General features: G+C 46.5%; 13 protein-coding genes. 10 read left to right on the top strand and 3 right to left on the bottom strand.

Going from position 1 to position 16,179, the window contains the following annotated elements:
- Positions 1 to 24: 24 nt before the first annotated feature.
- The 9 genes from J7K63_04395 (at position 25) to J7K63_04355 (ending at position 12,642) form a co-directional block, all read left to right on the top strand.
- Positions 25 to 1,341 carry a hypothetical protein gene (locus J7K63_04395; protein ID MCD6234262.1) on the top strand — a complete coding sequence of 439 codons (1,317 nt, stop codon included), beginning with the start codon at positions 25 to 27 and terminating at the stop codon, positions 1,339 to 1,341.
- A 6-nt stretch (positions 1,342 to 1,347) separates the two neighbouring features.
- A complete protein-coding gene (gene recG, locus J7K63_04390) occupies positions 1,348 to 3,426 on the top strand; it encodes an ATP-dependent DNA helicase RecG (GenBank protein MCD6234261.1) in 2,079 nt (692 codons plus the stop codon).
- A gap of 96 nt (positions 3,427 to 3,522) precedes the next feature.
- Positions 3,523 to 6,168, top strand: a complete 2,646-nt coding sequence (locus tag J7K63_04385) for a DUF2723 domain-containing protein (protein MCD6234260.1) — start codon at positions 3,523 to 3,525, stop codon at positions 6,166 to 6,168.
- A gap of 30 nt (positions 6,169 to 6,198) precedes the next feature.
- Entirely contained in the window at positions 6,199 to 7,245 is a 1,047-nt protein-coding gene (locus J7K63_04380; GenBank protein MCD6234259.1) for a glycosyltransferase family 2 protein, read from the top strand.
- 71 nt (positions 7,246 to 7,316) lie between these two features.
- Positions 7,317 to 7,673 (top strand): hypothetical protein, encoded by a 357-nt coding sequence (locus tag J7K63_04375; protein ID MCD6234258.1) that lies wholly within the window; start codon positions 7,317 to 7,319, stop codon positions 7,671 to 7,673.
- A 150-nt stretch (positions 7,674 to 7,823) separates the two neighbouring features.
- The gene (gene nuoE / locus J7K63_04370) at positions 7,824 to 8,282 is read left to right on the top strand and encodes an NADH-quinone oxidoreductase subunit NuoE (GenBank protein MCD6234257.1); all 459 of its coding nucleotides are present in this window, start codon (positions 7,824 to 7,826) and stop codon (positions 8,280 to 8,282) included.
- Positions 8,283 to 8,325: 43 nt separating this feature from the next.
- On the top strand, positions 8,326 to 9,483 hold the full coding sequence (locus J7K63_04365; protein ID MCD6234256.1) for an NADH-quinone oxidoreductase subunit E: 1,158 nt from the start codon (positions 8,326 to 8,328) through the stop codon (positions 9,481 to 9,483).
- Positions 9,484 to 9,518: 35 nt separating this feature from the next.
- Positions 9,519 to 11,291 (top strand): iron hydrogenase small subunit, encoded by a 1,773-nt coding sequence (locus tag J7K63_04360; protein MCD6234255.1) that lies wholly within the window; start codon positions 9,519 to 9,521, stop codon positions 11,289 to 11,291.
- Between the two features lie 199 nt (positions 11,292 to 11,490).
- A complete protein-coding gene (locus J7K63_04355) occupies positions 11,491 to 12,642 on the top strand; it encodes a phosphodiester glycosidase family protein (protein MCD6234254.1) in 1,152 nt (383 codons plus the stop codon).
- Here J7K63_04355 and J7K63_04350 read toward each other — a convergent pair.
- The 3 genes from J7K63_04350 to J7K63_04340 form a co-directional block, all read right to left on the bottom strand.
- A complete protein-coding gene (locus tag J7K63_04350; GenBank protein MCD6234253.1) occupies positions 12,625 to 13,341 on the bottom strand; it encodes a CPBP family intramembrane metalloprotease in 717 nt (238 codons plus the stop codon). The two genes, J7K63_04355 and J7K63_04350, sit on opposite strands and share 18 nt — an antisense overlap.
- 116 nt (positions 13,342 to 13,457) lie before the next feature.
- Positions 13,458 to 14,816 carry an FAD-dependent oxidoreductase gene (locus J7K63_04345; GenBank protein ID MCD6234252.1) on the bottom strand — a complete coding sequence of 453 codons (1,359 nt, stop codon included), beginning with the start codon at positions 14,814 to 14,816 and terminating at the stop codon, positions 13,458 to 13,460.
- A gap of 10 nt (positions 14,817 to 14,826) precedes the next feature.
- Complete coding sequence (locus J7K63_04340; protein ID MCD6234251.1) at positions 14,827 to 15,165, bottom strand: ATPase; 339 nt, start codon at positions 15,163 to 15,165, stop codon at positions 14,827 to 14,829.
- Between the two features lie 129 nt (positions 15,166 to 15,294).
- Between J7K63_04340 and J7K63_04335 the strand changes: the two genes are divergently transcribed.
- Positions 15,295 to 16,065, top strand: coding sequence for a hypothetical protein (locus J7K63_04335; GenBank protein ID MCD6234250.1), 771 nt, complete (start codon positions 15,295 to 15,297; stop codon positions 16,063 to 16,065).
- Positions 16,066 to 16,179 lie beyond the last annotated feature (114 nt).

The following is a 16,179-nucleotide window of genomic DNA, read 5'->3' as shown; positions in this document are numbered from 1 at the left end:
TTTAACCCTGGATGGAGGTGTTTTATGTTTCGCCTGATGATGATTTTATTTTTTCTCTGCTCAACACTCTGGGCCGGTGTCCCTGAAATCTTGATTTTACCCCACGCCGGTGCCTGGGTGACCCTCGAAGAGGAGCCCACAGAAATTCGTGAAAGGCTTTATTTACCCACCTACGGGATGAACGTACGGCCGGGTACGGTCTGGAAATCAGCGAAACCGGAAGGATTACTCCGTTTTTCTTATCCCCGGTTCGGTTTATTTGACCTTGAAGAAGGAACCGACATCCATCTGGTACTGAAAGAAAGCCTGGATATTCGGGGCCGGTTTCTGAAATTCAAGGATAATACGCTCTATGTAGGAAAAGATGACGGGATCCTCCTGGTTGATCCGTCCAATATCCTCTATTATGAAATTCCCGAGCTCCCTGCAGATAAAACCCTGGAATATTGTCCTCCCCCACTCTCTTCAAAAAAACGCATTGTGCCCATGCATTACGGTTTTCAAACCGGTGATTTTTCCTGGTCCGCTGAATATGAGCTCCGGTGGAAAAATGACGAGAAAGCGGTTTTTTCACCCTGGTTCCGACTGACCAACCGGGGAAACGGGACATTAACAAATGCGAAAGTCACGCTTCTGGCCGGCGATGTTAAAACCGGAAAGATAAGACGGGAAGAAATGGTCATGAGAGCCCCCAAAGGAATGGGGATGAATTATGCCGCCGATGCGGCTTCAGTTGCTGAAGCACCACAAAGTTCAGGGGATAATTATATTTTCAAACTCAAAGACTTTGTAACGTTTCTTCCGGGAACCGAGTTCAGGGAAGCCCTGGCTGAACCGGCGGAACTGTCTCCGGAAAAATTGTACATTGTAACCGGCAATTCTTTTTCATCATCGGGTTCCCTGCCTTGCCATGCCGACCTGGAATTAACTTTGAAGATGAAAAAAACCGGCAAGGATGATCTGATTCTTCCCAAGGGGACTCTCCGGATTTTTGATGAAAACGGTGTTTTTGCCGGGGAAGTCCCGGTTCCCAACACCCCGGCCGACGAACCGCTGGTTGTATCGCCCGGAAAAGCCTTTGATCTGGTGTATGAACGGACTATCCTGGATTATAAGCGGGAAAGAGAGACGGCGGAAGGCCGCATCCGCTATGAAATCCGGAATCGGAGTAACAAAACCCTCCCGGTGAAAATTCGGGACCGCTGGCATGGAAACTGGACCGTGAAAAACGCAAGCCATAAAACAGAGAAAAAATCCGCAATGGAACTGGAAATCCCTCTGATTCTGAAAGGAGGGACATCTGTGACCGTTGAATATACCTGTTATGTCAGTTACCGGTAAGAAGATGTGCATCCCTTTTTAGATCAGAATGTTGGAAAAGTCCCTTATATCGGTCATGCCCGGGAAACGATTCTCAATGACATGGGCATAACGACCGTTGAGGATTTGTTATCCTATTTTCCACGCCGTTACCTGGATAGGACTACAGTCAAAAGCATCGGAAATCTGGTGACCGGTGAAGAATGCACTGTGGTGGGCGAAGTGGTGAACAGCGTTCTCCAGCAGCACAGGCGCCGGAAAATTCTCCATGTAACACTACGAGATGCTACGGGCTATATGACCCTGAACTGGTTCCAGGGATATCAGTGGATTCAGAAAATACTCAAGCCCGGGGAGACTATTTCCGTCAGCGGTAAGGTGGATTTTTTCCGCGGCCACACCATGACCCACCCGGATTTTGATTTTGTGGACCGGGATCAGTTGAACACCGGTATGCTGGTGCCGGTCTATCCTTTGACTCAGGAACTGCGAAAACGCGGACTCAATTCACGGGTCTTTCGAAGAATTTTCTACAGGCTCTTTAAGCAGTGTCCACCTCAATTGCCTGATCCCCTTCCCGATAATGTTCTCAACAATATCCGGATTTTACCCTATCGGGATGCCCTGTACCAAATGCACTTTCCTGACGATGAAGCTTCCCTGAAAAGAGGGTGGTTCCGCTTCAAGTTCCAGGAATTATTCATGCTCCAACTGCTCCTCGCCATCAAGAAAAAAACCATCCGGGAGCAGAAGAGTCCCTATGTATGTTCACATGCCGGCGAATTGATTCACAAACTCTATCATTCCCTGCCTTTTGATTTAACACAAGCGCAAAAACGGGTAATCCGGGAAATCTATGAGGATTTACGCTCAGGTTACATCATGAACCGCCTGCTGCAGGGGGATGTGGGCAGCGGGAAAACACTGGTTGCCGCTGCTGCTGCTGCCATTATGATTGATAACGGTTTCCAGACTGCTATCATGGCACCCACCGAAATCCTGGCGAATCAGCATTACAAAAATTTTAACCAGCTTTTTATGCCCCTGAATATACCTGTTGCTCTACTGACAGGTCGCCTGAGTACTGTCCAAAAGAGGGAAAGCCTGACTCATATTGCCAACGGGCAGACTCCCATTGTCATTGGAACCCATGCTTTAATTCAGGAGGGAGTAAATTTTAAGAAATTGGGTTTTGTGGTGGTGGATGAACAACATCGATTTGGAGTGGATCAACGGGGAATGCTGATTAAAAAGGGACTGAACCCTCATGTACTATCCATGACGGCTACTCCCATCCCGCGAACCCTCTCGCTAACCCTCTATGGCGATATGGATGTGTCCATCCTTGATGAAATGCCGCCTGGCCGTAAAACAGTAAGGACAAGAGTGGTATCTCCCGGCGGATTGGCACGGGCCTATGATTTTATCCGGAAAGAAGTCCGAAAAGGTCGGCAGGTTTATGTGATTTATCCCCTGATCAGTGAAAGCGAAAAAATGGATCTGAAAGCTGCCGAAGCCGGGTTTGAGGAATTACGGAATGTCATCTTTCCCGATTTGAAGGTTGCCCTCCTTCACGGAAAAACACCTTCCCGGGAAAAAGAAGCCGTGATGAAGGATTTTAAGGAGGGGAAAATCCATATTCTGGTATCCACGACAGTTATTGAAGTTGGAGTGGATGTCCCCAATGCCGGCATCATGATGATTGAAAACGCCGAACGGTTTGGTCTCACCCAGCTTCATCAGCTCCGGGGACGGGTAGGGCGTGGAGCCGAGCAAAGCTATTGTCTTTTGGTGAACCGGAAAAATACCGAACAGGGGAATACCCGTCTTCGCATTCTGGAGAAAAGCTCAGATGGTTTTGAAATTGCAGAATCGGATTTACAACTGCGGGGCCCCGGGGAATTTTTCAGTGCACGGCAACATGGAGATTCAGGATTAAAGATTGCCGATCTGGTCAGCGATATGCCAGTGATGATTAAAGCCCGGAAAGAAGCTTTTAACCTGGTGGATAAAGACCCTCAAATCCTACTGCCCCGGCACAAAACCCTCCGGGATTTCTTTTTGAAACATTACAGGGATAAATTAGATTATGCCACCATTGGATAATGCTCTTGAAAAACTGAAAAGGAACCTTTGTGACCGGCGGATATTTAAGCAGATGTTATTTCACGTCTTTGATATTAAAAATACAGGAAAGGACTCATGACAAAAGATAAGACGAAATTCTGGTTGGGACTGGTTGCCCTTCTTGGATCATTTTTGGTGTATTTTAGAACTATGGCTCCCACTCTTTCTTTCTGGGATTGCGGGGAGTTCATTGCCACATCCTATATTATGGGTGTGCCTCATCCACCCGGAAGTCCGATTTTTCTCCTTTTAGGACGTATCTTTACCATGATTCCCCTGAATCCGGATATCGGATGGCGGATGAATCTTATGTCTCCCATAGCTTCTGCCGGTGCCGTGCTTCTCTTATATCTGATTATCATTCAATTCAGCCGATTCTTTGTAGATAAAGATCAGAACGGAAAAAAACAGTGGATCATTTATCTCAGTGCTTTCATCGGCGCCATGACTTTTGCTTTTACAACCAGTCAATGGTTTAATGCCGTGGAATCCGAAGTGTATGCCATGAGTACCTTTTTTACGGCAATTGTTGTGTGGCTTGTGCTGAAATGGAATGAAGCCGATGAGCATCATGCCCATGGGGAGCGGTATCTTATACTCATTGCTTACTTGATCGGACTGGCTATCGGTGTTCACATGCTGAATCTTCTGGCTCTCCCCTTCATTGCCTTGATTATCTATTTCCGGTATAAAGAATTCAAATGGGGACCGCTAATTCTCCTGGCGGCTGTTACGGGACTTTATTTTGTGATCATCAACACGGGAATTATCCGGGGAACGGCCCGTCTTGCCCTGCTTATGGGTATCAATCCCGCCGCAATCTCATTTCCCCTGGCTATCTTAGTCATCCTCCTGGTCATTTTTCTTGCATTTCTCATGTTCAAATCACTCCTGAAAAATTACATCTCAGCCTGGAAATGGACCCAGATTGCCCTGATAGGTCTGGCCCTGATAACCATCGGATACTCTTCCTATGAAACCATTTTTATTCGATCCCTGAAAAACCCCAATATTGACGAAAACGATCCCGAATCGATACGCCAGGCCGTTGCCTACCTGGAGCGGGAACAGTACGGAGATATCACAACAGACCGTATCGCCCGCTGGCGCGAATCCCCAAACCGGAATCAATACTCCGGTCCCTGGGACTTTTTCTGGAAATACCAGGTAAAAAAAATGTATATCCGTTATTTTAATTGGCAATTTATCGGGCGGACCGGAGATCAGCTGGATCCTTCAAAATTATGGGGAATTCCTTTTCTTGTGGGATGGTTCGGCATGTTTTACCACTTTATGCGGGACCGGAACAGGGCCTTATCGGTTATGGCTCTCTTTTTTATGACCGGTCTTGCCATTATCATCTACCTGAACCAACCCGATCCCCAACCCCGTGAACGGGATTACTCCTATGTGGGTTCCTTTTTTGCCTTTTCCATCTGGATTGGTCTGGGTGTTTACGGGATACTCAATTGGGTGGATAGACTGAAAAACAAGAAAGTAAAGTCCTGGCTGGTACCCGCCACGGCTGTGGTTCTTCTGCTGGTCCTTCCGGTGAATATGCTCCGGGCCAACTATAAAGAACATAACCGGCATGGCAATTATGTGGCTTCGGATTATGCCTATAATTTGCTGAATTCCGTGGCACCCAACGGCATTATTTTTACAAACGGGGATAATGACACCTTTCCCCTCTGGTATATGCAGGAGGTGGAAAAAGTCCGCACGGATGTCAGGGTTGTCAACCTGAGTCTTTTGAATACTCCCTGGTATATTCTTCAGCTCAAACATAATGAACCTAAGCTGGATATCCCCCTGCCGGATAAGCAGATCGAGCAGATGACGGTAATCCCCTGGAAATCCCGTAAAATGTCCATTGAAGTTCCGGAGGAATTGAATCCCAAAGGGGAAATTACCTGGCGTATGGATCCGGGCTACCGGGATATGGGTCTGCGGGTACAGGATCAGATGATTTATATTCTGGCCCGTGCTGCCGCCTGGAAACGCCCCGTCTATTTTGCCGTTACCGTCCCTGATAACAACCGTATCGGCCTTGGAGAGTATCTCTCCATGGAAGGACTTTCTATGCGGCTCCATCCCAAAAAAGTTCCCCATGTGGATCCGGATAAAATCTATGATAACTTTACCCAAACGTACCGGTTCCGTAATCTTGCCAATCCCGATGTGTTCCTGAACAACAACATCAAACGGCTTATGCAGAATTACAGGACCTGCGCCATGCAGGCCGTCATGGCATTTCTTGAAAAAGGGGAAAAGGAAAAAGCCGGACATCTGCTTGATTTCCTTGAGGAAAAAATCCCGGAAGAAAATATTCCCATATATCATCCTGAACTCATGCTTCAGATGGGAAGACTGTATCTCGAAACCGGTGATACGTCTGAAATGCTGGAACGGGTTGAACGGTATATTAACCGGGATAACCTGGGGTATAACGAGTATTTCAATGCCGCCCAGGTTTACTATATGGATTTACAGGATTATGATAAAGCTGCATCCGTCATGGAAAATGCCTATTTCCTTCGTCCCCGGGATGCCAGAACCGTGGGAATGCTGGCGCTGATTTACCGGGAAGCCGAAAAATACGATCAGGCCCTGGAATTGCTTGATCGTTGGTTGAGCGATGTAGCACCGGGAGACCCCAATGCTATCCAAATGAAAGAACAGATCATGAAATTAAAAGAAGAACAAACCACTCAGGAATAAACAACAGGGGGCATAAAGCCCCTTTTTTCTATGATCAAAGTCAGTATCATTATTCCCCATTATAACGGCCGGGATATTTTGAAAGATTGTCTGGACTCTCTAAGGCAGTCTACCTATCCCCACCGAGAGATTCTTCTTGTGGATAACGGATCCACTGATGGCAGCCTTGAGATGGTTGAAAAGGAGTATCCTCAAGTACATATCATCCGAAATAAAGTGAACCTGGGATTTGCCGGAGGATGCAATGTGGGCATTACTCATGCCACAGGGGAATATCTTTTAATTTTAAATAATGACACAATCCATGATCCGGGCTGGATCGAACCAATGGTTCAATGGCTTGATACTCATCCTCTCGCAGCCACTGTGATGCCTAAAATTCTTTCTTACAACCGCCGGGATCGTTTTGACTATTCGGGGGCTGCCGGTGGATTTATGGATTATTACGGCTATCCTTTTGCCAGGGGCAGACTTTTTGATTATCTGGAAACAGATCAGGGACAATACGACACACCCATGGAAATATTCTGGTCCAGCGGGACCGCTTTTATGGTTCGGAAAAAAGCGTTGGACGAGAGCGGGCTGTTTGACGAAACCTTTTTTGCCCACATGGAGGAAATTGATCTGCACTGGCGCTTCCATTTGCTGGGCTGGTCTGCATATTGTATCCCCGATTCTGTCATCTGGCACCACTCGGGATGGACACTGCCTCCCGACTCCTACCGGAAAAAGTACCTGAATCACCGGAATAATCTCATGATGCTTTTGGCCAATTATTCAGTGCTTTCCCTGCTTTGGATTGCACCAATCCGTTTCCTTTTGGATTTTATGTCCGGAGGTTTTGCCCTGATCAGGGGGGATTTTAAAAGGATTGGTGCACTTTTTGTGGCATATACCTGGCTTTTGTGCCATCTTCCTTACCTGGTGAAGAAACACCGGAAGCATCAGTCTTTGAGAAAGATCCGTGACACTCAGATTCGAAAGAAAATGATCCCGTTTCCCATCCCCCTGAGCGTTTATCTTTCGGGGAAAAGAAAATTTACCGATATCATTAAATCGAAGAATTCAACCTTGTGACCGGCTTAACTTGTAAATAATAAATTAATACTGTATAATAATATAAATGAATCATGAATAACGGTGATTGAATGATAGTCAGGGCGGTCCTGCGCAGTTATGATGCCGGGCTTGTTTTTGGGCCGCTTTTTGGACTGATTCCTGTTGGGAATGTCGTATTATTGGCTTTTGTTGATTCCATGTCGGTAGGGTGCACCGTCTTTTTCATGCCGGCCACAGATGCGAAACATTCTCCTGAAGCCAGTGTAACTTTGGGCGTAGCCCTGACAGGATTTCAATGGGAAGTTGCCATTGCTTTCCTCGGAAGTGCCGTCATCCTCTCCATCGCCCACCATTTCAGCAAGCATTTACTCCTGGATTTTTCCGGTTTTGATACCTCCGGAAGGGAAACTTCTCACAAAAATGAGAATCATTCTCAAAATCCCTGATAAAAACGAGAAAAAAATCACGATTTGGGGTTTTCAATCGAGAAAAAAAGGATTATTCCTTGGGTAATTCTTGGGGGAATAATACATTCTTGCGCTGATAATTTTCAAGTCTTAAACAGATAAAATTGAAGCGAAGAAAGGGATGGATTCATGCAAGGATCGGAAAATATCGTCCGGAAAGCCGTCAGGAAATACGGCAAGAGCCGTGAGAACCTTCTGCCCATTCTTCAGATGGTACGCAAAGAAAACAATTACCTGTCTGAAGATCAGTTGCGAGAGATTGCCGCGGAGATGGATCTTTCATCGGCAGATGTATTTGGGGTGGCTACATTTTATTCTTTTATGGATATGCAGCCGAAGGGAAAGAACATTATTCGGATTTGTAAGACTATTGCCTGTTTCATGAAAGGTAAGGATTCGATTATTGCCGCTTTGGAAGATGCCCTGGGTATTAAAATGGGTGAAACAACGCCCGACCGGAAATTCAGTCTTCTGGAAGCAAACTGCATCGGCTGGTGCCACAAAGGGCCTGCCATGCTGATTAATGACAAAGTATATACAGAGCTAACCCCTGAAAAAGCCGTCAAGGCTTTAGATGAATACATGTAAGGAGAAGACCATGGTCATGACACGTGAAGAAAAACTGGCCAGGATCAATGCCCATCAGGAGCGGGTTAATCTGATTTTTGAGAAGATTGATACGCTGGGACTGATGGAAAAGGTCATGAAGCTGGGAAACGACAAGATTTTGGAATATATCAAGGAATCCGGATTGAAAGGCCGGGGTGGTGCCGGTTTTCCCACTTATCTGAAATGGAAACTGGCTGCGGACCAGAAAAGTGACATGAAGTATGTGATTTGCAATGCCGACGAAGGGGAGCCCGGGACTTTCAAGGACCGGAAAATCCTGGAAGAACAGGCAGACAAGGTTTTTACCGGAATGGCAATATGCGCCAAAGTAATCGGAGCTCCTGAAGGGTATGTCTATTTACGCGGTGAATATAATTATCTGGTTCCCTTGCTGACGACGAAGATGAATACTTTCAATGAAGAGATGCAAAAGCTGGGGCTCAATTTCACATTATATCTTCGGAGCGGTAGCGGTGCTTACATTTGCGGTGAGGAAACAGCCCTGATTGAATCTATGGAAGGATACCGGGGAGAAGCCAGGAACAAACCGCCTTACCCTGTGGAAAAAGGATATTTGGGCAAACCCACCGTGATTAACAATGTGGAAACCCTGGTATATTGTGCGATGATTGTCCTCAATGAAGGAGGAAAATTCAAGACCTTTGGTACTGAAATATCCGCGGGATCCAAGGTTTTTTCCGTATCCGGTGATGCAGATGTGGAAGGAATCTACGAATTGGAATTGGGCATGACCATCCAGGAATTTGTGGATCTCTTTGGAGACGGAGACACAAAGGCTGTCCAGGTCGGGGGTGCTTCCGGATTCTGCGTCCCCCGGAAGAAGTTTAAAGAGACCATTATCGGCTTTGAAGGGGTTCCTACAGGCGGATCCATGATGCTCTTCAACAGCACCCGTTCCATGTATCACATTCTGATGAATTACATGGAATTCATGCAGGAAGAGTCCTGTGGCCAGTGTACACCCTGCCGTGTAGGATGCCAGCAATTGGTAAAAGGAATCCAGGCGATCAAACACAAAAAGCGTCCCGCCAGCTATCTGGACGATTTGGTTAAACTGGCTAAAACCATGCGGGTTGCGTCGAAATGCGGGCTTGGACAGAGTGTAGCCAACCCCTTTATTTCGATTGTCGAAAATTTTCGTGAAGAAATTATCTATTAATCCCGGAGGAATCCATGAGTGAAAATAAACAAAATATGATTTATGTGACCATCGATGGTACACCGGTTTCTGTGCCGGAGAATACCACGATCCTGGATGCAGCCAAATTGCTGGGTGTACACATTCCAACACTTTGCCACCATGAAGATCTCTGTGTTGCAGGGAACTGCCGGGTCTGTATGGTGGAAGTGAAAGGCTCGCGGACTCTTCAGGCATCTTGTGCCACGCCGGTTTCTGACGGTATGGAAATTTACACTAACAGCCGCCTGGTCCGGACTGCCAGGAAACATGTCATTGAATTATTGCTGAGTGAACACCGGGGAGACTGTCTTCGTTGTTACCGTAACGGGAACTGCGAACTGCAGGCCCTGGCCAATGAATACCGGATCGATCAGGGCATTTTTATCGATCTTCATAAAGAGGATCAGGTGGATATCTCTTCGCCGGCCATTCAGAAAGATGACAGCAAATGTATCCGCTGCCAGCGCTGTGTCAGAGCCTGTACCGAACTCCAGTCTGTCGGTGCACTCTGCGTTGCCCATAAAGGGGCGGATATGCGCATTACCACTTTCTGGGATAAAGCTCTGGCTTATGTGGTTTGTACCAATTGTGGCCAGTGTGTGACCCATTGTCCCACAGGAGCACTTACAGAACGGAATTATGTGGAAGATGTATGGGATGCCATTTATGATCCTACCAAACATGTTGTGGTTCAAACAGCACCGGCTATCAGGGTCTCTATTGGTGAAGAAGTGGGGATGGAGCCGGGACAGCGAGTGACCAAAAAGCTGGTTACGGCCTTACGGCGTCTTGGTTTTAACAGTGTGCTGGATACTGATTTTACAGCCGATCTGACCATTGTTGAAGAAGGGAATGAATTGCTTCACCGGCTGACCAAAGCGATCCGGGACAAAGAAGATGTGGCTCTGCCCATGATAACTTCCTGTTCGCCCGGCTGGATTAAATATATCGAACATGAATTCAGCAACCACTTGGACCATCTCTCTACATGTAAATCACCTCAGCAGATGTTTGGTCCCCTGGCAAAGACCTATTATGCTGAAAAAATCGGAGTTGATCCTAAAGACATGGTTGTTGTATCCATCATGCCCTGTACGGCCAAGAAATTTGAAGCGGCCCGGCCGGAGATGATGGCCAGCGGCCTCAGGGATGTGGATTATGTTTTGACAACACGCGAACTGGGGCTTATGATACGACAGGCAGGTATAGATTTTACCAAGTTGGAAGATGGAGACTATGATTCCATTTTGGGTACATCCACAGGTGCCGGTGCCATTTTTGGAGCAACCGGCGGTGTGATGGAAGCAGCACTGCGTACAGCTTATGAATTGGTTACGGGTCGGGAAATCCCCTTTGAAAACCTGAATGTTAAACCTGTTCGGGGCTTGGCCGGGGTGAAAGAAGCCACACTGAAAATCGAAGGAACCCTTGAAAAGTATAAGTTCCTGGAAGGTGTTGAGCTGCGGGTAGCCATTGGTCACGGTTTGGCTAATGCAAGAAAGATTATGAAACAACTTGAAAGAGGTGAATCACCCTACCATTTCATCGAAATCATGGCGTGTCCCGGCGGATGTGTCGGAGGAGGGGGACAACCCATCCCCACAACCGATGAGATCCGAATGAAACGGGCAAATGCCATTTATGATGAAGATGAAAAAATGCAATATCGGAAATCACATGAAAACCCGGAAATCATCGCGGTTTATGAGAATTTTCTGAAAGAGCCCTTAGGACATAAGTCTCATGAACTTTTACATACAACGTATGTAAAAAGAGAAAAGAACTGAGACTTTTCCCATTCCCCCAACCCCAGAGCAAGGACCGGCTATCCGGTCCTTGTTCACTTTCAGAACAGATTTATTGCTCTGAAAGCTTCAGGTGATAGTATTTTGAAATCTTTGTATTTCTGATCGGATTGAAAAGGGTTATTCTTTTATTTTTCCTGATCCTGTTCGTATATTTAAAGAGATCGCCGGAGTATACGTAATGTATTTAAAAAAATTTCTTTTCCTTGTTTTAAGTTTTTCTGTTTTTGCTGTCTGCCTGTCAGGGGCACCAAAAGGTGAACTCATAGCACCGGGCGTTTGGTATTATCACGACCACCAGGAATCGGTCCCGTGGGATATCCACGTTGTGACTGTTTGCCTTTCAACTCCCTCTGTCACTGTGGAGACTATTAAAGCAGGCAATCAGCTCCGGGCTCTGGAAAAAACATCCTCTATGGTTTCACGCTTCGACGGGAATGTCGTGGCAGCAGTTAATGCCGACTTTTTTCAGGGTGACGGAATGCCCGTCGGAGCTCAGGTAATTCAGGGAGAATTGATTAAAAATCCGACCATCCGGTCTGTCTTTGGCATTACGAATACAAAAGAACCTTTTATTCAAATCGTGAAGCTGGATGCCTTCCTGCTAACGCCGGAGAATATCCGTTACGAAATCAGTTATGTAAACGGTGCCCGAAATAAGGATAATTTGGTAATGTTTACCCCCTTTGTGGGAACAGAATCTCCGGCAAACCGGTGGGGGACCGAAATTTCAACCCGATGCCTTGACGGATATGCCGTCAATGACTGGTTTCAGGTCGTTGTGACTGAAAAATCGGGTTTATTAGGGCCCTTGCAGAAACCCACCATGATACCGGAAGATGGTATGGTGTTATCTGCCCATGGGAAAGCCAAACGGTTTGCAGACAGGCATATTGAAAAGGGGGATACGTTGAACCTGATGCTCAGGCTTCTGCCGGTGAACGAGCCGGTATACACCCTGGTGGGAGGAATCCCCCGCATCATCAGGGATGGTGAAATTTCCATTGAGCACATGGAAGAAAACTTGTATGAAGAATTCCGGACGACACGCCATCCCAGAACGGCTGTTGCTTTTGATAAAACAAAAGATACCTTATATCTGATGACGGTAGACGGACGCCAGCCCCGGCACAGCGTGGGGATGTCCCTGGATGAGCTGGCGAAATATCTGAAGAATCTTGGTGCTTATCAGGCTCTGAATCTGGATGGCGGGGGGTCCACAACTATGGTGGTGAAGGAAAAAATTGTGAATAAACCATCCGATGCAACCGGGGAACGTTCTGTAACCAACGCTTTGTTGATTGTAACCCGCAGTTCAAATCCAATTCAGTGACAGGGCAATAAATGCCAGGCCGTTTATCATACCATGTATGGCAATGCCTACCCAGGTGTTTTTACGGATATAAGTGAACCAGGGTACGATGATAAAGATTGGCAGCAACAGGATCATTAAATCAAATCCGAAGGCAGCATGGAAAAAGAACCATAGTCCTGCATTCAGAATCCAGCCGGATTTGCCAAAGGCTGTTACCTGACGTGGTAAAAGATATCCCCTCCATAAAAGCTCTTCACCAAAGATATTCAATAGAAAAAAGGGAATCCAAAAAGCCAAATACCAGGTTTTTCCTTCCGGAAATCCTGTAAAATTCAAAAAGGGAGGTTCAAGGGTGAGGGGAAGTCCAACCCGGGACATCCCTTCCAGGATCAGTACCGTTCCGGCGCCGGAAATAAGAGTACCGAATAAAATCCATAATATATCTCCGGACCGGAAACCCGTCAGCCGAAGACGGTTATAGAATTCATTGGCCGAATCTTTAAAGCCGTCCCGCCGTGTTTTAATCACGGCCGTGATAAGCATGGGGAGAAACACGCCGATGCCGCCAAGGATGAACCAGCAATATACGGTTTCCAGGCCGCTGTATTTCTGCAACAGGGGGATGCCAAACCAGGTAAAAATCCATAAAAGAATCCCGAAAATACCAAAATAGACAATGGATTTTCCTACATTCACAGAACGGATGAATTTTTCCATAAGAACTCCCGGATCTCATTTTTTAAAGTTACACAATATTCATCCTAAAAAAAATCAGTGGAATAAAAAAGGCGCTGAATATATTCAACGCCTTTTGGTTGTGTATAGGGGTTGAATTAAAGGTTCATTATTTTTTTCATGGCATTCTCTGCCGCCTTAGTTAATGGGTAGACGGCCGGAGAAGCTGTGAGCATGGGCTGTGTGCCGATTTGAGCCGTCAGAACGGCATTCAGATTCATCTTGTTCTGGATAATGAAACCCAGAATATTGGTCAGTTCACCTGCACTGGGGCCACCGATGACTTCTCCCCCGATAACAACTCCCGAATCTTTGGCGACAATAAGTTTCACCAACTGTTTATGCATTCCCGGAAGACAACCCGGATGGCGGTCCGGTGCCTCAAATGTCCCGGATACCACATCAAACCCTTCAGCGATTGCCTGAGCTTCTGTCAGTCCGGCGGTTCCAAAACCGTGATCACTCAAAGCCGTTGAATAAATAGCAATGGTTCCGCTGAATGTTTTCAAGGCTGAAAGTTTGTAAAGATTCATGCCGGCAATCCGTCCCTCGGCACAGGCTGTGGATGCAAGCATGATGCCTGTTGTTTTACGGGTAATAAAATCTCTCTTCTCGGCACAGTCTCCGACTGCCATGATATCAGGCGCGGGTGTGCGCATATATTCATCCACCACTATAAATCCCTGACCATTCAGCTTCAGCCCTGCCGCCCCGGCAAGAGTTGTGTTGGGAATGTATCCCACGGAGAGAATGACAGCGTCTGCCTCCAGGGAAGTCCCGTCCGTTAATTGAACCCCCGTCACTTTTTTTCCATCGCCGACGATTTCATTAACACCTGTTCCGGTGATGACTTTCACACCCTGTTCTTTCAGCAACTCTTCAGCCCGGGCTGCAAGCTCCTTGTCAAAGGCCAGATTCAAAATACTTGGCAGAATTTCAACCAGGGTCACATCCAGACCGGATTTATTCAGCTCATCGGATACTTCCACACCGATGAATCCTCCACCCACAACGATCACCTTTTTTTTATCTTTCAAAAATTGCTGAATATTGTCAAGATATTCCTTGTTTTTTGGAATGGTGAAAACCCCTTCTAAGTCCACACCGGGCAGATTCCGGGGTTTTTTGGGCAGTGAACCCGTGGCAAAAATCAGTTTATCAAACTGAATTATTGTCCCGTCTGCTGTGCGTGCCGTTTTCTCGTCCTTGTTTACGCTTACCACTTCATCATACTTGATTCGAACACCGGCATTTTCCGCCATGGCAGGAGGGAAGATATTTTTTTCCGTGCTGCCTACAGTGCTGAATATGTAAGGAATACCGCAGGGGATCATGGCCGTTTTTTCCTTTCGGACCATGAGGACATCCTTATCGGGATGAAAAAATTTGCCTGTTGCAGCTGCGACGACTCCCGCAGCACTTCCACCAATAACTAACACATCTGTTTTTTCCATAATATAACTCCTTTTATGTATGATCACAGGTATTATCACCTGTTGGCAAAATTCCTTCGTCTAAAGCTTTGGCAAGTTCTTCCGGTTGCCAGTCCGGAACACCGATATGGGTGTTGATACCGTTGGATTCAAAAAGATCCTTGGCTTTCTGTCCCATGCCCCCGGCAATGATATCCGTCACCCGGAGGGATGCCAGCCATCGGGGATACACACCGGGCTGATGGGCAGGAGGGGCAAGATGCTTTATATCTTTGATTTCTCCCTCTTCAACCTCGTAAATCCCGAAGAATTCGCAATGTCCAAAATGGGGAGACAGTTTTGTATCCTTGAGGGGAATGGCAATGCGTTTCATACAACTCCTTTCTTTTGTTGTAACGAACAAACGTTCATAAAATTAAATAAAAACCATGATGTTTCCAAGATTCTTTACCAGGGAGTTCTGGGGATTTCGTTGTATATTTCAATCTTATAGGAGGGTTTTATGAAGGATTCTTATTCTCAGCATACACGGATAAAAAGTCACGAGACAGATTATCGGCTACAATTAAAAGCCTCTGCATTACTCCAGTATTTTCAGGATGTGGCTGTAAAGCATGCCGTGCTTCTCGGGGTGGGTTACGAGGATATGAAAAAGCTTGGTCTTTTCTGGGTCGTAACCCGGTTTCATATCGAGATAGAGCGGATGCCTGTCTATGATGAAGGTGTCGAAGTGATTACCTGGCCCAAGGTGCCGGAGAACAGGAAAAAGAAATTTGCCGGCGCAAAGGATGATTTTGTTTTCATCCGTGATTTTCTCATGAATGATACGGAAGGAAACTGTCTGGTCCGCGCCACTTCATCATGGGTAATGCTGGATTTTAAGCAGAAACGTCTGCAGCCGGCTGAAAAATTTCCCATCAGGATGCCGGAAAATCGGGGGAAGCATGCTTTAGCCGTCATACCCCGAAAAATACCCGAGGCCGAATATCCTGTGTTGATGTACCGGAAACAGGTGGGATACAGTGACATCGATCTGAATTTACATGTGAACAACACCCGGTATGCAGACTGGATTATGGATGTGTTTTCACGGGATTTCCTTGAAAAACATACATTAAAACGTCTGGAAATTAACTATCTCCGTGAAGTTTTCTGGGAGGATAAAATTGACCTTTTCAAAACTGAATCCGGCCCTGACAAGGCATTCATTGTTGAGGGTCTTGAACAACGGACCGGCAAAGCATCCTTCAGAGCATTTCTTTTGTATGTTTAGACGTTGAGAAAAGCAACCCCGGACTTCAGTCCGGGGTGCATGAGGAGCAAAAAAGACTGACCCCGGACTTCAGTCCGGGGTGCATGAGGAGCAAAAAAGACTGACCCCGGACTT

The sequence above is a fragment of the Candidatus Neomarinimicrobiota bacterium genome (assembly GCA_021157965.1).
In the GTDB taxonomy this organism is placed as follows: Bacteria; Fidelibacterota; Fidelibacteria; order Fidelibacterales; family Fidelibacteraceae; genus Fidelibacter.
The sequence above is the reverse complement of the archived record's forward strand: the minus strand, read 5'-3'. Positions and strand labels throughout refer to the sequence as shown.